This is a genomic window from Erwinia sp. 9145, from assembly GCF_000745075.1.
GTDB lineage: Bacteria > Pseudomonadota > Gammaproteobacteria > Enterobacterales > Enterobacteriaceae > Erwinia > Erwinia oleae.
In genome coordinates this window covers 1,294,701-1,313,834 of record NZ_JQNE01000001.1, presented here as the reverse complement: position 1 = coordinate 1,313,834, position 19,134 = coordinate 1,294,701, and the positions used below count along the sequence as shown (strand labels likewise).

At 56.9% G+C, this 19,134-nt stretch carries 20 protein-coding genes; 11 read left to right on the top strand and 9 right to left on the bottom strand.

Annotated features, from left to right (window positions below; translation table 11 throughout):
* Positions 1 to 318: 318 nt before the first annotated feature.
* The 5 genes from FA91_RS06530 to ltaE all read left to right on the top strand — a co-directional run bounded on the left by FA91_RS06530 (position 319) and on the right by ltaE (position 6,742).
* A complete protein-coding gene (locus FA91_RS06530; protein ID WP_034913761.1) occupies positions 319 to 1,827 on the top strand; it encodes a 5'-nucleotidase C-terminal domain-containing protein in 1,509 nt (502 codons plus the stop codon).
* 119 nt (positions 1,828 to 1,946) lie between these two features.
* The gene (locus tag FA91_RS06525) at positions 1,947 to 2,846 is read left to right on the top strand and encodes a lysine exporter LysO family protein (RefSeq protein WP_034913758.1); all 900 of its coding nucleotides are present in this window, start codon (positions 1,947 to 1,949) and stop codon (positions 2,844 to 2,846) included.
* 122 nt (positions 2,847 to 2,968) lie between these two features.
* Positions 2,969 to 4,615, top strand: a complete 1,647-nt coding sequence (hcp, locus tag FA91_RS06520; RefSeq protein WP_034913755.1) for a hydroxylamine reductase — start codon at positions 2,969 to 2,971, stop codon at positions 4,613 to 4,615.
* Between the two features lie 11 nt (positions 4,616 to 4,626).
* On the top strand, positions 4,627 to 5,613 hold the full coding sequence (gene hcr, locus FA91_RS06515) for an NADH oxidoreductase (protein WP_034913753.1): 987 nt from the start codon (positions 4,627 to 4,629) through the stop codon (positions 5,611 to 5,613).
* A 127-nt stretch (positions 5,614 to 5,740) separates the two neighbouring features.
* Entirely contained in the window at positions 5,741 to 6,742 is a 1,002-nt protein-coding gene (gene ltaE, locus FA91_RS06510) for a low-specificity L-threonine aldolase (RefSeq protein ID WP_034913751.1), read from the top strand.
* Positions 6,743 to 6,746: 4 nt separating this feature from the next.
* Here ltaE and FA91_RS06505 read toward each other — a convergent pair whose 3' ends face one another.
* Both FA91_RS06505 and FA91_RS06500 read right to left on the bottom strand, forming a co-directional pair.
* On the bottom strand, positions 6,747 to 7,571 hold the full coding sequence (locus tag FA91_RS06505) for an N-acetylmuramoyl-L-alanine amidase (RefSeq protein ID WP_034913750.1): 825 nt from the start codon (positions 7,569 to 7,571) through the stop codon (positions 6,747 to 6,749).
* Complete coding sequence (locus tag FA91_RS06500) at positions 7,571 to 7,891, bottom strand: heavy metal-binding domain-containing protein (RefSeq protein ID WP_034913747.1); 321 nt, start codon at positions 7,889 to 7,891, stop codon at positions 7,571 to 7,573. The genes FA91_RS06505 and FA91_RS06500 overlap by 1 nt, the downstream gene beginning before the upstream one ends.
* Positions 7,892 to 7,989: 98 nt before the next feature.
* Here FA91_RS06500 and FA91_RS06495 point away from each other — a divergent pair, with 98 nt between their 5' ends.
* The 6 genes from FA91_RS06495 (at position 7,990) to FA91_RS06470 (ending at position 12,422) form a co-directional block, all read left to right on the top strand.
* Positions 7,990 to 8,523 carry a lipoprotein gene (locus tag FA91_RS06495; protein WP_034913745.1) on the top strand — a complete coding sequence of 178 codons (534 nt, stop codon included), beginning with the start codon at positions 7,990 to 7,992 and terminating at the stop codon, positions 8,521 to 8,523.
* A 166-nt stretch (positions 8,524 to 8,689) separates the two neighbouring features.
* The gene (gene artP / locus FA91_RS06490) at positions 8,690 to 9,418 is read left to right on the top strand and encodes an arginine ABC transporter ATP-binding protein ArtP (RefSeq protein WP_034913742.1); all 729 of its coding nucleotides are present in this window, start codon (positions 8,690 to 8,692) and stop codon (positions 9,416 to 9,418) included.
* Positions 9,419 to 9,432: 14 nt separating this feature from the next.
* The gene (gene artJ / locus FA91_RS06485) at positions 9,433 to 10,164 is read left to right on the top strand and encodes an arginine ABC transporter substrate-binding protein (protein WP_034913740.1); all 732 of its coding nucleotides are present in this window, start codon (positions 9,433 to 9,435) and stop codon (positions 10,162 to 10,164) included.
* A gap of 6 nt (positions 10,165 to 10,170) precedes the next feature.
* Positions 10,171 to 10,890 carry an arginine ABC transporter permease ArtQ gene (gene artQ / locus FA91_RS06480; protein WP_034913738.1) on the top strand — a complete coding sequence of 240 codons (720 nt, stop codon included), beginning with the start codon at positions 10,171 to 10,173 and terminating at the stop codon, positions 10,888 to 10,890.
* On the top strand, positions 10,887 to 11,555 hold the full coding sequence (gene artM / locus FA91_RS06475) for an arginine ABC transporter permease ArtM (protein WP_034913736.1): 669 nt from the start codon (positions 10,887 to 10,889) through the stop codon (positions 11,553 to 11,555). Before artQ ends, artM begins: the two co-directional genes overlap by 4 nt.
* A gap of 129 nt (positions 11,556 to 11,684) precedes the next feature.
* The gene (locus FA91_RS06470) at positions 11,685 to 12,422 is read left to right on the top strand and encodes a transporter substrate-binding domain-containing protein (RefSeq protein WP_034913733.1); all 738 of its coding nucleotides are present in this window, start codon (positions 11,685 to 11,687) and stop codon (positions 12,420 to 12,422) included.
* On the opposite strand, the gene rlmC is transcribed toward FA91_RS06470, so the two are convergent.
* From rlmC to FA91_RS06435, 7 genes are all read right to left on the bottom strand, one after another.
* Positions 12,413 to 13,546, bottom strand: a complete 1,134-nt coding sequence (gene rlmC, locus FA91_RS06465; RefSeq protein ID WP_034919037.1) for a 23S rRNA (uracil(747)-C(5))-methyltransferase RlmC — start codon at positions 13,544 to 13,546, stop codon at positions 12,413 to 12,415. The genes FA91_RS06470 and rlmC overlap by 10 nt on opposite strands.
* Before the next feature lie 51 nt (positions 13,547 to 13,597).
* The gene (locus tag FA91_RS06460) at positions 13,598 to 14,077 is read right to left on the bottom strand and encodes a YbjO family protein (RefSeq protein WP_034913731.1); all 480 of its coding nucleotides are present in this window, start codon (positions 14,075 to 14,077) and stop codon (positions 13,598 to 13,600) included.
* Positions 14,078 to 14,106: 29 nt separating this feature from the next.
* Positions 14,107 to 14,961, bottom strand: coding sequence for a putrescine ABC transporter permease PotI (gene potI, locus FA91_RS06455; protein WP_034913728.1), 855 nt, complete (start codon positions 14,959 to 14,961; stop codon positions 14,107 to 14,109).
* Complete coding sequence (potH, locus tag FA91_RS06450; protein WP_034913727.1) at positions 14,958 to 15,899, bottom strand: putrescine ABC transporter permease PotH; 942 nt, start codon at positions 15,897 to 15,899, stop codon at positions 14,958 to 14,960. Before potH ends, potI begins: the two co-directional genes overlap by 4 nt.
* A gap of 10 nt (positions 15,900 to 15,909) precedes the next feature.
* Positions 15,910 to 17,043 carry a putrescine ABC transporter ATP-binding subunit PotG gene (potG, locus tag FA91_RS06445; protein WP_034913725.1) on the bottom strand — a complete coding sequence of 378 codons (1,134 nt, stop codon included), beginning with the start codon at positions 17,041 to 17,043 and terminating at the stop codon, positions 15,910 to 15,912.
* A 115-nt stretch (positions 17,044 to 17,158) separates the two neighbouring features.
* Complete coding sequence (potF, locus tag FA91_RS06440; RefSeq protein ID WP_034913724.1) at positions 17,159 to 18,262, bottom strand: spermidine/putrescine ABC transporter substrate-binding protein PotF; 1,104 nt, start codon at positions 18,260 to 18,262, stop codon at positions 17,159 to 17,161.
* A gap of 387 nt (positions 18,263 to 18,649) precedes the next feature.
* A complete protein-coding gene (locus FA91_RS06435; protein ID WP_034913721.1) occupies positions 18,650 to 19,129 on the bottom strand; it encodes a YbjN domain-containing protein in 480 nt (159 codons plus the stop codon).
* Positions 19,130 to 19,134: the final 5 nt, after the last annotated feature.

The following is a 19,134-nucleotide window of genomic DNA, read 5'->3' as shown; positions in this document are numbered from 1 at the left end:
TGCTGGCATTTTTATGCCTCTCCTGCCCGCCAGAACATAGTTTGGGATAGCCGCTCTTTTTTCAACCCTTTGACACGCCGCACGCCCTTCTCCTTTGCCGCTTGCCTGGCCAAAGCAACCCTGTTAATGTCCGGTCAGGCTGGGTAGTTATTGAATTTTCAAGCTAAACCATTTGCTTATCAACCGCGCACCTCCGTTGATAAGCAAATGGTTTTTTTATATCTGGCATGCCGAAAAAGCACATTTGGTTAAGGTGCTGATTACCCCACCGGACAAGCCGACTGCCAGCAAGGACATTATCATTACAAGGAGTAGCGTATGCATTTTCAATACCGGATAAAATCTATTGCAGCAATAGCCCTGCTGCTGACGCTTTCGATCATTATCGCAACGCCTGCCGCCGCAGAGGCCGAAATTTACCTTGTGCACACCAACGACGTTCACGGCCATGTAGATATCGAACCCTTCGTTAAAGGCTATGTTGATAAGCTGAAAAGCGAAGGCAAGCAGGTCGTGACCCTCTCCGCCGGTGATGCCTTTGCCGGGGTGCCCTTTGCGTCACTGAGCAAAGGGCTGGACGTGGCCAGGGTGATGAACGCAGCGGGCTATGAGATGATGGTGCTGGGAAATCATGAATACGCTATGGAAGCCGACTGGCTGAGCGGTATTTTTGATGCGGTAAACTTCCCCATTCTGGGCGCCAACGCGCCGGATACCCTGCGCGCCGCGCTGCCGACGCCGGGCGACTACCTGATTAAAAATATTAATGGCGTGAAAATCGCTTTCCTGGGACTGACCACTTCGCCCGTCGCCGCAGGCTTTCCTGAGAAAACGCTGCGCGTTGCTGAACGCCTGCATCAGGAGGCGCGGCGCCAGGGTGCAACCGTCTTTGTTGCCGTTGCGCACCTGGGCGTCACCGACGCCGACCCCACGATGCGCAGCACCTGGCTGGCGGAAAAGGCGCCCTGGCTGACGGCGATTATCGACGGGCATTGTCATACGCTGCACAAGAATGGGTTAATGCACAACGGCGTGCTGATTGCCGAAGCGGGCGAATACGGGCAATACCTCGGCGTGGTCAAACTGACGCTGCGCGACGATGTGGTGGTGGAGAAAACGGCCAGCACCCTCTCGCTTGCGGAGTTGCGGCAGAGCAAAACTGTGCTACCTGACAGCACCGTGCGCGCCATCATTGATGAGGTAAACGCCCGCAATCAGCAACAGCTCGCGGAAGTGGTGTTTACCACGCCGGTTAAACTGGTAGGCGAACGCCATCGGGTGCGATCGCAGGAGACCAATTTAGGCGATCTGGTCGCCGATGCCTATCGTGCAGCTACGGCGGCGGATGTCGCCTTCGCTGCGGGCGTGACAATCCGGCGGGATATTGCGCCCGGCCCGGTCACGCGCGCAACGTTGCTCAGCACGCTGGGCTCGGAACAGCCGCTGTGTAAATTCACCTATACCGGCGCACAACTGAAAGAGATGATTGAATACACCCTGGCGGCCTGGCCAGCGGTGAGTATCCATTTTCAGCAGGTTTCAGGCGTCAACGTAAAATTTGATCCCAGCCGGAAAAGCGGCGATCGCATCGTTCAACTCACGCTGGAAAAGGGTGAAAAAGTGCGTCCTGATGCCGTTTATCAGGTGGCGACGCGGAAAGACATGCTGATGATCCAGCGCTTCATCGCGGCTGACGCGCCGCTGCGCTGTGAAGCGCACGACAGCGTCTATCCGGCCTTTATCCGCTACGTTAATTCAGGGATTACGATTCGCGACGGCAGCGCCAGTCGGCTGCAACCTGTCAGCGCGGCGCGGCCCTCTCATTAATCGCTACCCCGCGCCGCGTGGATTACGCGCGGTGCATTTTTTTACCCAATAATTAACGGTTTACTGCGCATCCTTTTTTGGTTAGCGTGTCGGCAAATTCTCAAATGGACGCGCCACACATGTATTCAGGACTGTTAATCATCCTTCTTCCTCTGTTTATTGGCTATCTGCTGCCGCCTTCCGGCGCGGCACGCATGCGGATGGTAAATAAAGTGCTCGGCTGGATGGTTTACATCATTCTGTTTTTCATGGGCATCAGCCTGGCGTTTATTGACGATCTCGGCCAGAGCCTGCTGGCTATTCTGCGCTACAGCCTGGTTAGCGCCACCTGCATTCTGATCTGTAACGTTCTGGCGCTGCGTCTTCTGGAAGCACGCCACCCGTGGCGGCACGCGCAGCAGCATGAGGCGCTGCCGTCACGGCTGCGTATGGCGCTGGAGTCGGTTAAATTGTGCGGCGTGGTTGCCGCCGGTTTTTGTCTTGGCCTGAGCCGCTGGACGCCACTCACCTTCGCCAGTCAGATCGGCGAATATGCCCTGCTGCTGCTGCTTTTCCTGGTGGGCCTTCAACTGCGCGGCAACGGCATGACTGTACGGCAAATCGTGCTCAACCGACGCGGCATGCAGGTGGCGCTGGTGGTTGTCTTCAGCGCGCTGGCAGGCGGCATAATCGCTTCGTTAGCGCTTGGCCTGCCGCTGCGCACCGGGCTGGCGCTGGCGTCCGGTTTTGGCTGGTATTCACTTTCCGGCATCATGATGACCGAGTCATTCGGCCCGGTGATCGGCAGCGCCGCCTTTTTTAACGACCTGCTGCGGGAGCTGCTGGCGATTATGCTTATTCCGTCGCTGATCCGCCGCCATCGCGCCAGTGCGCTGGGCCTGTGCGGCGCAACTTCGATGGATTTCACTCTGCCTGTGCTGCAACGCAGCGGCGGCATGGAGATTGTCTCCGCCGCTATCGTCCACGGCTTTATCCTCAGCCTGATTGCGCCGTTGCTGATGGCGCTCTTTTCTGCCTGATCGGCATTTTGTTTGCGCCAGATCAAACTCACTTCTGATTCTGCATACCGCCACTTTTCACAGGCGGTATTTGCTCATAGCATAAAGTTGCATTTAAAATACAACTTTAAAAAGGCAACATTATGTTTTGCGTTCAATGTGAGCAAACAATCAGAACTCCCGAAGGCAACGGCTGTTCATGGGCCCAGGGCATGTGCGGCAAAACGGCACAGACGTCCGATCTACAGGACCTGCTGATTGCCGTCCTTCAGGGGCTTTCTGCCTGGGCAGTGGAAGCGCGGCGTCATGGCATCATCATTCATGAGGTCGACAGCTTTGCGCCGCAGGCATTCTTTGCCACGCTGACTAACGTCAATTTTGACTCTCAGCGCATCGTTGATTATGCCACTACCGCTATCGCCTGGCGCGAGCGGTTGAAAACGCTGTGTCTCAACGCGCAGCTTCCGAACAGCTTCACGCATCCGATGGCGGAACTGTCGCTGGTCAGTCACGATTTGGATGCGCTGCAAAAACAGGCAGCCGACTTTGCGCTGAATCGCGATGAAGAAGATGAAGATATTCTTGGCGTGCGTCTGCTCTGCCTCTACGGCCTGAAAGGCGCAGCGGCCTATATGGAACATGCGCACGTGCATGGCCGCTACGATGAAAAGGTTTATCAGCACTATCACGAGATTATGGCGTGGCTCGGCACGCAACCGAACCAGCTGAGCGATCTGCTGGATCATGCCATGCAGATCGGCAAAATGAACTTCAGCATTATGGCCATGCTGGATGAAGCGCAGACCACCACCTACGGCGATCCTCAGCCCGTTTCCGTCAATGTGCGCCCGGTGGCCGGTAAAGCGATTCTGATTTCAGGTCACGATCTGAAAGACCTTCAGCTGCTGCTTGAGCAGACCGTGGGTAAAGACATCAACGTGTATACGCACGGCGAGATGCTGCCTGCGCACGGCTATCCGCTGTTAAAACAGTATCCGCACCTGGTGGGCAATTATGGCAGCGGCTGGCAAAACCAGCAGGCGGAATTTGCCCGCTTCCCCGGCCCGATCGTGATGACATCTAACTGCATTATCGATCCTTTTGTCGGTGAATATCAGTCCCGTATCTGGACGCGCAGTATCGTCGGCTGGCCGGGAGTGAATCACCTTGACGGCGAAGACTTCTCGCCGGTTATTGAGCAGGCGCAGGGAATGCCGGGCTTTCCGTGGACGGAGATCCCACACGAAATTACCGTGGGTTTTGGCCGCCAGGTACTTCAGGACGCCAGCGACAGCGTTATCGAACTGGTTGCGCAGCAGAAACTGCGTCACGTCTTTCTGATTGGCGGGTGCGATGGCAGCCGCGAGCAGCGTAGCTACTTCACCGATCTGGCTACCGCTGTACCAAAAGATTGCCTGATCCTCACCCTCGCGTGCGGCAAGTATCGCTTCAACAAGCTCGATTTCGGCACGCTTGAAGGCCTGCCGCGCCTGCTCGACGTTGGACAGTGTAACGACAGCTACGCCGCGATCATGCTGGCCGTGAAGCTGGCGGAAAAACTGAACTGCGGCGTTAATGATTTGCCGCTGTCGCTGGTGCTCTCCTGGTTTGAGCAGAAAGCCATTGTGGTCCTGCTGACGCTGCTGTCGCTGGGCGTGAAAAACATCCGCACCGGCCCAAGCGCGCCGGGCTTCCTCAGCGAAAACGTTATGGCGCTGCTGCAACGCGAATTTGGTCTGGCGCCGGTGACCACCGTCGAAAACGACATTAACGCTATTCTGGCTCACTAAGGAGACCCGTCATGCAATCTCATCCTCTTTGCCCCTGGCGCATGCAGGTTCACCACGTGGTTCAGGAGACGCCGGACGTCTGGACGATCGCGCTGATCAATCACGATTTTTACCGCTGGCAGGCGGGGCAGTTTGCCCTGGTGCAGGTTGGCAAATCGAGCCAGCTGCGCGCCTATACGCTCTCTTCCACGCCGGGCCAGAGCGACTTTATCACGCTGACCGTACGCCATATCGAAGGCGGTAAAGGTTCGCACTGGCTGACGCAGCAGGTTAAGGCGGGCGACTACGTCTGGCTTTCCGATGCGCAGGGCGAGTTTACCTGTGAACAGCATCCGGCCGATCGCTATCTGATGATGGCGGCAGGCTGCGGCATCACGCCGGTGATATCGATGTGCCGCTGGCTGCATGCCCACCGCCCCGACGCGCGCGTCACGCTCTGCTACAGCGTGCGTTCAGAGCAGGACGTGATTTTTGCCGATGCGCTCCGCGCAATGCAGCCGTGGCTGGCGCTGGAGCTGGTGGTGGAAAACAGACCCACCGCCGATCTGCCTGAAGGACGCATCACGCGCGAGCGGCTGAAGGCGCTGGTGCCCGATATGACGCAGCGTACGGTGATGATCTGCGGGCCAGCCGCTTACATGCAGCAGGTAGAGGGCTTCGCCCGTGAACTGGGCGCGGCGGAAATCTGCCTTGAACAGTTTACGCCTGCCGACAGCAGCGTGACTGAAGCAGACGCGGCGGAACATACGCTGCGTTCAGCAACGAAGGCTGAGGTCGGGATCTTTAACGCAGGTGAAACGTTGCTTGACGCACTGGAGAAAAACCAGTTTGCCGTTGATGCCGCCTGCCGCGCCGGCGTGTGTGGCTGCTGTAAGACACAGATCCTCCGCGGCGAGTACCGCACCGACAGTACGCAAACGCTCAGTGCTGAAGAGATTGCGGCCGGCTACGTACTGGCCTGTCGCTGTCATCCTGCCAGCGATATCGTTATCTCCTGACGCTTACCAGGCGGGGTGGCCCCCGCCTGCCTTTCTCCGGCGTATCGCCTGTTGCTCCTGATGACGCTGGTAAAAAATCACCGCCTGCGGTAAAACATCGACAGTTTTGCTTAAAAGGAGCGCAAAAGTGATCGATTTACGCAGTGATACCGTCACCCGTCCCTCTGCGGCGATGCTGGCCGCCATGATGGCTGCCGAAACCGGCGATGATGTCTATGGCGACGACCCGACCGTTAACGCGCTCGAAGCGACGGCAGCGCGCCTGAGCGGCAAGGAAGCGGCCCTTTTTCTTCCCAGCGGCACCCAGGCGAACCTGGTCGCCCTGCTCTGTCACTGCCAGCGCGGCGAGGAGTACATCGTCGGTCAGCTTGCCCATAACTACAAATATGAGGCGGGCGGCGCGGCGGTTCTGGGCAGCATTCAACCACAGCCGGTTACGGCCGCGGCGGACGGTTCGCTGCCGCTCGACGTTGTGGCGCAGTTTATCAAGCCGGACGACATGCACTTTGCGATAACAAAACTGCTCAGCCTTGAAAACACCTGGAACGGCAGCGTGCTGCCGCTGCGCTACCTTGAAGAGGCTTATGCGTTCACGCGCGAGCGCGGGCTGGCGCTGCACATCGACGGCGCGCGTATTTTTAACGCCGCCGTTGCGCTCGGCGTCGGCCTGGAAGAGATCGCCCGCTATTGCGATACGCTGACCATCTGCCTCTCGAAAGGCCTGGGCGCGCCGGTCGGTTCGCTGCTGTGCGGCAGTACGGAGTACATCAAACGCGCCCGCCGCTGGCGCAAAATGACCGGCGGCGCCATGCGTCAGGCCGGGATTCTGGCCGCAGCGGGTCTTTACGCGCTGGAACATAACGTGGTGCGGCTGAAGGACGATCATGACAACGCCGCGTGGCTGGCAGAACGGCTGCGCGAGGCTGGCGTGGAGGTTTCACGTCAGGATACCAACATGGTGTTTGTTCGCGTGCCGCCGGAACAGGTTGAGCCGCTCGCCGCGTGGATGCGCGAGCGCGACATTCGGCTCAGCGCCGGCCCGGTCACGCGCCTGGTCACCCATCTGGACATCAGTCGTGACGCGCTGGAAACGCTGGTGGCGGCGTGGCAGGCATTTCTGCGCCGCTGAGGGTTTATTCCGCGCTGTATTTTTCCAGTAGCGCCAGGACGATCGCCTCGCTTTCAGCATCGGCCAGGCCGCGATAGTCGCGCGGCCGGAAGTGCATCTGAAAGGCGGCGATGGTTCTTTGCTGCTGCCGCGCGCTCATCGCAGGCGCGATCTCATAGCCATAACGCGCCAGCAGGCCGAGCAGGCGTTGCCGATCCACCGGCTGCATGGGCGCACGTCCCGCCAGATAGAACGTCACGCGATCGGCATCGGGCCATGCGCCGATGCCTTCCGCCGCCAGCCATTGCCAGGGAAACAACGGGCCGGGATCCTGTTTGCGCTGCGCGGCGATATCGCTGTGCCCCACCACGTTTTGCGGCCTGATGCCGTAGCGCAAAATGATGTCGCGCATCAGCGGCATCAACGCAGCCATTTGCGGCTGCGGGAAAGGAAACCAGACGCGTCCCGCTGCGGTTTTGTGGAAGCCCTGGTTTTCCAGTTCGATGCCGATGGAGGTGTCATTGATGCGCGTTGCGCCGCGCCAGTAGCTGGCGCCCGCATGCCAGGCAAGCTCCGTTTCCGGCACCAGCCTGAGTAACACCGGCCGACCGCTCTTTTCCGGCGGCGAGGCCGGGATCAGATAGTGCGCGCTGACCTCCCGATCGGTCAGCGTGTTCAACGAAGACGCAAAATCGCCAGCGGTATAGTGAATCACCAGCACCTTCACGCGTGGCCGCGCGCCCAGCGCCGGGTGGCGCGTATCCACCACATAGCCGTCGTGCCGCTCGAACCCTTTTGATACGCACGCGGTCAGCAGCAGCGCCATTACCGTCAGCAGCAGAACCCGCATCAGCCAACCTTCACCGCTGTGCCGCTCACGCTCACCATCAGCATGCTGCCGTCTTTGCCGACGGTTTCATAATCGATATCAATGCCGACCACGGCGTTCGCCCCCAGCGCTTTTGCCTGCTCTTCCAGCTCAGCGAAGGCAATTTGCCGCGCTTTGCGCAGCTCTTTTTCATAAGCGCCAGAGCGGCCGCCAACAATGTCGCGAATACCGGCGAAGAAATCACGAAAGATGTTGGCACCCAGAATGGCCTCGCCGGTGACGACGCCGCAGTAATCGCGGATGGCATGACCTTCAAGCGTTGGCGTGGTAGAAAACTTCATTAGTTGCTCCTGTCGGTAATTGTCATAGCCCTTGCGGCTAAGCAAGCGACTATACTGTATGCTAAAAAATGTCATCCAGAAACAATAAGGAAATCAAGATGAAATATCTCGCCGTAATGGCTCCGCTTGCGCTGCTGCTCAGCGCCTGTACCACGGTTGAACCCGCTTATAAGGATATCGGCACCCGCATGGGACCGTGCGTTGACGGCGGCCCGGATACCGTTGCGCAAAAATTCTATGATTTGCGAACCGCGCAGCCTTCACAGGGCCTGCCAGATGCACAACTGCTGGCAAAATATCGCCCTTACCTGAGCGACAAACTTTATCAAACGTTGTTAAAAGCCAGGAGCGAAGGTAAAAGCGATCCGGCGCTGAGCGGCGATATCTTCTCAAGCCTCGCCGCCGGCCCTACTTCTGCCGACGTGGCCGACGCCTCAACCATTCCGAATACCGATGCACGAAACATTCCGCTGCGCGTCTCGCTAAGCCGTGACGGCAGCAATGGCGCGGAATGGCAGGATGAAGTATTAATGGTGCGGGAAGGCACTTGCTGGACGGTGGATGACATCCGCTATACGCACAATAACGCCCATCTGGAAGGCGGATCGCTCAGCCAGCTGCTGCTGAAATGACGGTAATGCGCGCTTCGGCGCGCGTTATTATGTGCACAAATTGCGCGATTTTGTGCCAGATCATGGCTTCTGTTAATGGCTGAAAATGATTTTTACGCGCGATGATTGCATAACTATGCCGTCAACGTTAAGATTCGCAGCATTAATGGCTATTCACTTTTGACGCATGAGTATTCAACTTAACGGTATCAATTGTTTTTATGGCGCTCATCAGGCGCTTTTTGACATCAATCTGACCTGCCCTGAAGGCGAAACGCTGGTGCTGCTCGGGCCGAGCGGCGCTGGCAAGAGTTCGCTATTGCGTGTACTGAACCTGCTGGAGATGCCACGTTCCGGCACCATGAGCATTGCGGGCAGAAATATTGATTTTACCAAAACGCCGTCTGATTCCACCATTCGCGAACTGCGTCAAAATGTTGGCATGGTCTTTCAGCAGTACAACCTCTGGCCGCATCTGACGGTAATGCAGAATCTCACTGAAGCGCCGTGCCGCGTGCTGGGACTGAGCAAAGAACAGGCGCGCGCCCGCGCCGACAAGCTGCTTGAGCGCCTGCGCCTGATCTCTTTTTCCGATCGCTTTCCTCTGCATCTTTCCGGCGGGCAGCAACAGCGCGTTGCGATTGCGCGTGCGCTGATGATGGAACCGGCGGTGCTGCTGTTTGATGAACCCACCGCCGCGCTGGACCCGGAGATCACCGCACAGATTGTCTCCATCATTCGTGAACTTTCGCAGACCCATATCACGCAGGTGATCGTCACGCATGAGGTGGAGGTTGCCCGTAAAACCGCCAGTCGCGTGGTGTATATGGAAAACGGCTGCGTGGTCGAGCAGGGCGATGCCAGCCTCTTCACCCGGCCGCAGACCGACGCGTTTGCCCACTATCTTTCGCATTAATTCAGGATATTATGATGAAAAAAATCGTCCTTGCCGCCGTATTAGCCGGTTTAAGCCTGAGCGCAAGCGCCGCGCAGACCATCCGTTTTGCCACCGAAGCCTCCTACCCTCCTTTTGAATTTGTTGACTCAAACAATAAAATCCAGGGCTTTGATGTCGATCTGGCTAACGCGCTGTGCCGCGAAATGAATGCGACCTGCACCTTTACCAATCAGGCCTTTGACAGCCTGATCCCCAGCCTGAAATTTCGTCGCTTCGACGCGGTGATGGCCGGTATGGATATCACCCCGGAACGTGAAAAACAGGTGCTGTTTACCAAAGCCTACTATGACAACTCGGCACTGTTTATCGCGCAGAAGGGTAAAGTTGCCTCTGCCGCGGCGCTGAAAGGCAAGCGCGTCGGGGTGCAAAATGGCACCACGCACCAGAAATACCTTGCTGAAAAAATGGCTGACGTCAGTACCGTGCCGTACGACAGCTATCAGAACGCCATTCTCGATCTGAAAAACGGCCGTATTGATGCGGTATTTGGTGACACCGCCGTAGTAAACGCGTGGCTGAAGCAGAACGCCAGCCTGGCGCCGGTGGGCGAAAAAGTGACGGACAAAGCCTACTTCGGCACCGGTTTAGGCATTGCGGTTCGTCAGGGCAATACTCAACTGCAAAGCCAGTTCAACGCCGCACTGGATAAAATCAAAACCGACGGCACTTATAAAACGCTCTACAGCAAATGGTTTCAGCAGTAACTTTACATGAACGAACTCTATTCACTTGTAGGCGCCGCCGCGATGACGCTCGGCCTTGCGCTTTGCGCGCTGGCGGCAGGCCTGATTCTGGCGATGATCTTTGCCGCCGGTGAGTCTTCCCGCTGGCGACTTCTTTCATGGCCGACGACGGGCCTGGTCACGCTGTTTCGTGGCCTGCCGGAAATTCTGGTGGTGCTGTTTGTCTATTTCGGCGCTTCACAGCTTTTACTGACGCTTTCGGACGGCTTCAGCCTCAATCTGGGCCTTGTACAGTTGCCGATGCAGGTGAATATTGAGAATTTTGACGTCAGCCCGTTCCTGTGCGGCGTGATTGCACTCGCTATTCTTTACGCTTCCTATGCTTCGCAGACGCTGCGCGGTGCGCTGAAAGCCGTGCCGGCAGGCCAGTGGGAATCCGGCCGGGCGCTGGGTATAAAGACGTCGGCCTGTTTTTTTCGCCTGATCCTGCCACAAATGTGGCGACACGCGCTGCCGGGCCTGGGCAATCAGTGGCTGGTTCTGCTGAAGGATACGGCGCTGGTTTCGTTAATCAGCGTGAACGATATTATGCTGCAAACCAAAAGCATTGCGGTGCGCACCCAACAACCTTTTACCTGGTATCTGGTCGCCGCCGCGGTCTATCTGGTGATTACGCTTTTCAGCCAGCAGATACTGAAGCGCATCGACGCGCGCGCCACCCGTTTTGAGCGGGGACAATCATCATGATGAGCTATCTGCCGGAGCTGATGAAGGGGCTGCAAACCAGCCTGACGCTGACGCTCGCCTCACTGCTGCTGGCGCTGCTGTTTGCCCTGCTGTTTACGGTGATTCTGTCGCTGAAAACACCGCTGCTCAGCCCGTTAGTGCGCGCATGGATCACGCTGTTTACCGGCACGCCGCTGCTGGTGCAGATCTTTTTAATCTATTACGGGCCCGGACAGTTTCCTTCAATCCAGTCAATTCCGTGGCTGTGGCATTTCCTGTCGCAGCCCTGGTTCTGCGCCCTGCTGGCGCTCTCACTCAACAGCGCCGCTTACACCACCCTGCTTTTTCACGGCGCGGTACGTGCTATTCCGGCAGGACAGTGGCACGCCTGTGCCGCACTGGGCATGGACAGAAAGAGTTCGCTGCGCATTCTGCTTCCGTATGCCTTTAAGCGTGCGCTCTCTTCATATTCCAACGAGGTGGTGCTGGTCTTTAAAAGCACGTCACTGGCCTATACCATCACCCTGATGGAAGTGATGGGACACGGGCAGCTTCTGTATGGACGCACCTATGACGTGACGGTTTTTGCCGCCGCCGGTCTGATCTATCTCTGCGTAAACGGCCTGCTCACGCTGCTGATGCGGCTGATCGAACGTCGCGCGCTGGCGTTTGAACGACGAAATTAATCTCTTTCTGACGGCAGTGCTGCCGTCGGAATCGCCCGGAAACAGCCTTTCCTGAGCGGTTAATCTGCGGATAGCCTGCCAGCGTTGTGATGCATAATGGTTGGGTTTTTTACGCAAGGACCGTAGATCATGCACCAACTTGTTCAGATCTTTCTGCTCGCCTGCTTCAGCGTGAATGCGATGGCCGCCGGGACGCTTCGCTTCACCACCAGCGCCACTAATCCGCCGTTTGAGTATTACAACGCTGATAACACGCTGACCGGTTTTGATATTGATCTGGCTGAGGCGATTTGCCAGCGACTGAACGTAACCTGTCAGTTTACCAATAACACCTTTGAGCGGCTGCTCCCCTCGCTGAAATATGAGCACTACGATGCCGCTATCTGCGCGCTGGATATTACCCCTGCCCGACAGGAAGATGTCGACTTTACCGAACCCTATCGCACCAACTCAAGCTCCCTGATTGCCACTAAAGGCCGCTTTCAACACATCAGCCAGCTTGCGGGCAAGCGCGTAGGCGTGGTGAATGGCACCACGCAGCAGGCCTGGCTGGCTGAAGCGCAGCCAGACATTATTGCAGTGAACTACGACAGCTTTCAGAACGCCCTGCTCGACATCAGGCACAATCGGCTTGATGGCATTTTTGGCGACACCTTCTCCATGCGGGAACTGTTCAAGACCAACCCGCAGCTGGCGCAGGTTGGCGAACCTGTCACCGACGGGCGCTACTTTGGCTACGGCATCGGCATTGCGGTACACAAAAATAATACCGCGCTGAAAAACAGCCTTAACAGCGCACTGCAAAGCCTGAAAAAAGATGGCACGCTGGAAAAATTGAATCGCCGCTGGTTAGGCATTCAGCATTGAATACGCTTCAGCAGCGTCAATACTTCACTGTGCGCGGTATGAGGAAACATATCAAACAGCTGTACTTTCTCAATGGCGTAATCAGTCAGCAAGGCGATATCGCTGGCCATGGTGCTGGCGTTGCAGCTTGAATAAAGGATATAGGGCGGCGCCATCTCGCTCAGCCAGCGGCAGAGTTCTGCGCCGATGCCGCGTCGTGGTGGATTCACCAGCACCAGATCCGCCACGGCGCCTTCCCCGGTCGCAAAGGCGGTTGAGTCGAGAGCGGCAAAGCTGACGTGTTGTAATCCCATTTGATCCGCCGCGCGTCGCGCGCAGGCAATCGCCTCAGCGCTGATCTCAATACCGGTCAGGCGCATATCCGGCGTGGCGCAGTGCAGGCCAAAACCGCCCACGCCGCAAAACAGATCCCACATGCTGGTCACTGACAGCGCGCTGACCCAGCGGCGAGCGGTGGCATAGAGCGCGGCCGCGACCTGCGGGTTGGTCTGGAAAAAGCTTTGTGGTCGGATCCACAACGGCACGTCATTAAGCTGCTCGGGCAGCGCCTGATGATCGGTCAGAATGATCTCTTCATCACCTTCGAGGATCGCCATAGCGACCGGCTGAATATTCACCGAGATCACCCGCAGCTGCGGCAGCTGCTGCTGAAGCCACGGCAGCGCCCGACGCAGCGCATCCAGTTTGGTTTTCGAGCGCAGGACGAAGCGCAGCATCAGTTCGCCGCTGGCGGCGCTTTCGGTCAGAAGAATAAACTTCAGCTCGCCGCGCCTGCGCACAACGTGATAAGGCGTCAGCCCGGCGCGCGCGATAAACGGTTTGAGCTGCGTAAAAATTGCGTCAAAGGTGTCAGGATAGAGCGGGCAGCCGGTGAGATCCACCGGCGTGCCATCGCGGTGCAGCAGACCTAGCAGCGGGCGTTCGACGCTGCCGCTGACCACCATTTTCGCCTTATTGCGAAACTTTTCCTGGGGCGAAGTGACCGGCGGCAGCCACGTTTTAACCGGCTGCTGCGCCAGCAGCGCGTGCAGCTGCGACTGCTTTTGTTCCAGTTGCATGGTATAGGGAAGCGGCAGCCACTGGCACGAGCGGCAGCGTTCGGCATTATAGAGAGCGCAGTGCATGGCGAAGGTTAAATCCATAAAACATGGTGCGGATTAGCATTATATCACCGTTCAGTGCGGACGGAAAAACCGGCGGCTGCTGGCCGGACAGAACAGCAGAAACAGCACCAGCAAATCGGGTAACGTTTGTGAAATCAGCACGTTAACGATTTGCAGGTTATTCTCTCCGTGAATGCTGAAAATTTCCGGATAGCTCCAGCCCATCGAGGCGATAAACATATAGAACAGCTTAATCAACTGCGTCAACGCATAGCCCCAGCGGCCCCAGTTGCGGCCATACATCAGCGCAATGGCGCAGCGTAGTTCAATAAAGAACATCAGCTGGCTGGCAATAAAAATCAGCGTGGAATCCCAGGCCTGTGCGCTGCGATGAAGAAAATTCATCAACTCATCCAGCCCCAGCTCCCCAACCTGTAACGCCACGCTAAGGCAGCGCATAGCGATAATCGCGATACCGGCAATCAGTACCTGCACCGGAATGGTCGCAGAAGCGTGCAGTACCGCTTTACTTTCTCTGAGCACGTCTGACATAGCTTTCCTCCGCCGGATGCCCTCATGCCTCACAACGTCTGATGTGCGCCACGTGCCTTCTGTCTGTCGCGCAGCCGCTGTTTCTCTTCATGCGCCATCACGCGCCAGGCGATGAACCCGACAATGCCGACCACAAACAGGATAAGCGTTGCCAGCGCGTTGATCTCGGGATTTACGCCGCGACGCACGGTAGCAAATATCTGCATCGGCAGCGTGGTGGCGCCGGGGCCGGTCACGAAGCTGGCAATCACCAGGTCATCCAGCGACAGCGTAAACGCCAGCAGCCAGCCGGTGATGATAGCCGGTGCGATCATCGGCACGGTAATGACAAAAAACACCTTGAGCGGCGCGGCGCCGAGATCCATCGCCGCTTCTTCAATCGATCGATCCAGCTCGCGCAGGCGCGCGTTAATCACCACCGCGACATAGGCGGTGCAGAACGTGACGTGCGCCAGCCAGATAGTCAGCATGCCGCGATCCGCCGGCCAGCCGAAGGCGTTGCCCATCGCCACAAACAGCAGCAGCAGTGAGAGGCCGGTGATAACGTCAGGCATTACCAGCGGCGCGGTCAGCATAAACGCAAAGCCGGTCGAGCCTTTAAAGCGTCCGAAACGCACCACGATCACCGCCGCGATCGTGCCCAGCACCGACGCCGCCGTGGCCGCCAGCGCGGCGATGGACAGGCTCAGCGTCACGGCGCTTATCATTGCACCGTCGTGAAAAAGCACTCTGTACCAGTGCAGCGAGAATCGCTCCCAGGCGGCCAGCTGCGACGCGTTGAAGGAGTATATAACCAACAGCGCCATCGGTGCGTACAGGAAGAAAAAGCAGACGATGAGGATCGCCGTCCGCCAGGGCGAACGAATTGTCGGTAAGGCGCTCATTTCTTCTCCCCTGTCGCTCTGTTCTGATGCTTATGGAACCAGATAATCGGCAGGATCAGGATCAGTAAAATGATCACCGCCAGCGCGGAGGCCACCGGCCAGTCACGATTGTTAAAGAACTCCTGCCACAGCACACGACCAATCATGATGCTGTCGGGGCCGCCGAGCAGTTCCGGGATGACATATTCGCCAACGGCCGGAATAAACACCAGCATCGACCCGGCGATAATGCCGCCTTTGGTGAGCGGCACGATCACGCTGAAAAAGGTACGCAACGGCCGGGCGCCCAGATCTAATGAGGCTTCGACCAGCGAATAGTCGATGCGCGTCAGCGCCGTATAGATCGGCAGCACCATAAAGGGCAGATAGCAGTAAACGATGCCGATATATACCGCCAGATTGGTATAGAGGATCGCTATCGGGTGATCGGTCGCGCCCGTCCACATCAGAAAACGATTAAGAATACCGTTATCGTTCAGGATGCCCATCCAGGCATAGACGCGCACCAGAAACGACGTCCAGGAAGGCAAAATCACCAGCAGCAGCAGAATGTTGCGCGTTGACGGCGCGCTGTGCGCCACCGCCCAGGCCAGGGGATAGCCAATCAGCAGGCAGATGACGGTTGAAATGCCCGCCACCTGCAATGAATGCAGATAGGCATCAACATACAGGGGATCGTCAGTTAACGTCAGGTAGTTGCCAACGTTCATCACCATTGTCAGCTGATCGTCCGCCCACGACAGCAGTTCGGTATAGGGCGGGATGGCGCGGGCAATATCCGCAAAGCTTATCTTCAGCACGATCAGAAACGGCAGCAGGAACAGCAGGATCAGCCAGAGGTAAGGTAGCGCAATGACCGCTTTGCGGCCGTGACGCATCTGCATGCGGGTGATAAAGGCGTTTAACGGCCGCGCAGATTTCACTGAATGTTGGCTCATGACTTCTCCGCTATACCGTCAGCACGACACAACTGTCCGCATCCCAGCAGAGGCGAACTTCATCGCCCCAGGTGGGTGCGCCCTTACGGAAGCGATGCGCATTCTGCAACTGCGCGCTGATCATCTGTCCGCTGTGCAATCGTACGTGATAAATAGAGAGATCGCCGAGATAGGCAATGTGCACCACTTCGCCGACCGCAAAGTTGCAACCGTCTTCCGGCACGGCTTCGCAAAGCATGACCTTTTCCGGCCTCAGCGCAACGTGTACCGGCACGCCATCCATGACGGAGGCGTCCGAATCCACCTTCATTGGATGCACCAGTCCGGGGCTGGCAATGATTAACCCATCGGCCCGCCGCTCACGCAGCAGTCCTTCAAACAGATTGACCGAGCCGATAAATTCCGCACTGTAACGCGTGGTGGGATGCTCGTAGATCTCTTCCGGCTCACCAATCTGCACAAACTTGCCGCGATTCATTATCGCAATACGCCCCGCCATGGTCATCGCCTCTTCCTGATCGTGGGTGACCATGACGCAGGTGGCGCCAACGCGTTCAAGAATGTCCACGACCTCAAGCTGCATACGATCGCGCAGCTTTTTATCCAGCGCGCCCATCGGTTCATCCAGCAGCAGCAGTTTAGGACGTTTGGCAAGGCTGCGCGCCAGCGCCACGCGCTGCCGTTGCCCGCCGGATAGCTGATGCGGCTTACGCTTTGCGTACTCCTGCATATGTACCAGCGTCAGCATCTCGGCCACGCGGCTGGCGATTTCATCTTTCGGCAGGCGATCCTGCTTCAGGCCGAAGGCGATATTCTGCTCCACCGTCATATGCGGAAACAGCGCGTAGGACTGAAACATCATATTGATGGGACGCTGATACGGCGGCACATGGGAGAGATCCTGGCCATCAAGGACAATCTGTCCCGATGTCGGCGGCTCAAAACCTGCCAGCATGCGCAGCAGCGTGGATTTCCCACAGCCGGATGGGCCCAGCAGGGCAAATATTTCGCCTTTGTAAATCGTCAGATTGACATCATCAACCGCGTGCTGTCCGTCGAAGGATCTGGTCAGATTGCGGATTTCAAGCAGCGGCGTCAGCGCCTTAGCTGCTTTTTGTTGCGGACGGTGGACTGCGTCATTCACTACCTTTACTCTCCGGCGCTATTCGGATTACGGCGTGGCCGTAGAAAAGACAAAACAGAGGCCGGGCACCGAACCTCTGTTGCGTAGATTGCTGTCGGCGTGCAATCGCCGTCAGCTACTTGCCACTTTTAACTTTAGTCCATGCACGCGTACGCACGCGATCCAGTTTGGGATCCTGTACTTTCAGCACAAACAGTTTTGCCATGGTTTCCGGCGTGGGGAAAATGCCCGGATTGTTACGAACATCGGCACTGATAAGCGGTACTGAAGCCTTGTTGCCGTTAGCGTAAAACACCTTGTCGGACACATCGGCAATCACCTTCGGTTCCATCAGATAGTTGAGGAACTGATAGGCGGCATCGAGGTTCTTCGCGTCTTTAGGAATAGCCAGCATATCGAAGAACGCCAGCGCGCCCTCTTTTGGAATAGTGTAAGCGATATTGACGCCGTTCTTAGCTTCCACCGCGCGGTTCTTCGCCTGAAGAATGTCGCCGGCCCAGCCGATTGCCACGCAGGTATTGCCGTTCGCCAGATCGTTAATGTACTGCGATGAGTGGAAGTAGCGAATTGACGGCCGCAGTTTCAACAGCAGGTCGGTGGCGGCGCCCGAATAATCTTTTGCGTCAGAGCTGTTGGGATCTTTGCCCAGATAGTTAAGTACGGTAGCGAAAATCTCTTCCGGTGCATCAAGGAAGGAGACGCCGCAGCTTTTCAGCTTCTCAAGGTTTTCCGGTTTCAGCACCAGATCCCAGCTGTCGACCGGCGCATCTTTACCCAGCGCCGCCTTCACTTTTTCCACGTTATAGCCAATACCGGTGGTAGCCCACAGGTAAGGTATCGCGTATTTGTTGCCCGGATCGTGCTGCTCAACTTTTTTCAACAGGTCGGGATCGAGATTTTTGTAGTTCGGCAATTTGCTTTTATCGAGCGGCTGAAACACGCCCGACTGGAGCTGGCGCGCCAGAAAGCTGGAGGATGGCACCACCACGTCGTAGCCGGTGCTGCCCGCCATCAGTTTTCCTTCCAGCACCTCGTTGGAGTCAAACACGTCGTAGACAACCTTAACGCCGCTTTGCTTTTCGAAATTGGGCACCGTGTCCGCAGCGATATAATCTGACCAGTTATAAACGTGCAGCGTTTTATCAGCCGCACCTGCGCCAGCAACCATCATTACGCCCGCAACCACGCCAGACAACCATTTTTTACGCTGGTTGAACATGCTTTCCACCTCCACGACACGATCGGTAATAATCCCGGAATGACAGGGCCAACAACGAGGCCGCCGCCTGCAAAAAAGCAGCGCGAATCATGAATGATTATTCACTGCGCTGTGAACCGCCGCATCGCACCAGAAACGCAGCCCGGCAAGAATAGACCTCCAGGGCTTTTCAGACCAGCCCTCAGCGTAAAAAACGCCTTTTATCGAATCTAAAGGCATGATTCCTCTATGTGATACGCCGAAGGCGGCATAACCCGCGATAAATATCTGGCATTTTAGGGCAAAATGCAGAATAAAAGACGGTTTTGCATAATTATACAGCGCGATGGGAGAGAAGAGCGGCGGGAAAAGAGAGGGGATCGATACATTATCGATCCACAGAAGGTCTTAATGCAGATGATGGGGCGTATCAATAAGCGAACCGCGCTCTTCTTCTTCGCCAATGGCCAGCAGATGATTGGAGAAGGCTTCCATAATGACCATTGAGATCTGCTCTTCGCTCTGCTTCATAAAGTGAACGAACTGGCCGAAGGTCAGGCCCGCCTCGACGCAAAATGACTGGCAGACAATCAGCTTTGGCAGATTATCGTCCTGGATATCCACGAACGCTTTAACGGTAAGCGAGCTGGCGTTAATGAGCGAAAGATCGCCCACCAGCGGGATCAACGCCGTCGGTTTGACCTCGGCCAGCGCGGAAAACAGAATGACGTTGTCGACTAAATCCAGCTTGGCATCAAATACCCCGTCGAAATTTTGCATATGCGGCAGATGAAGCGCCTGGCATGAATCGCATTCAAACCAGGTGATGCTTTGCTGATCGAGCCAACGTCGTAGTAGATCGATATCGGGAACGACGAGTGAATCCATATGCT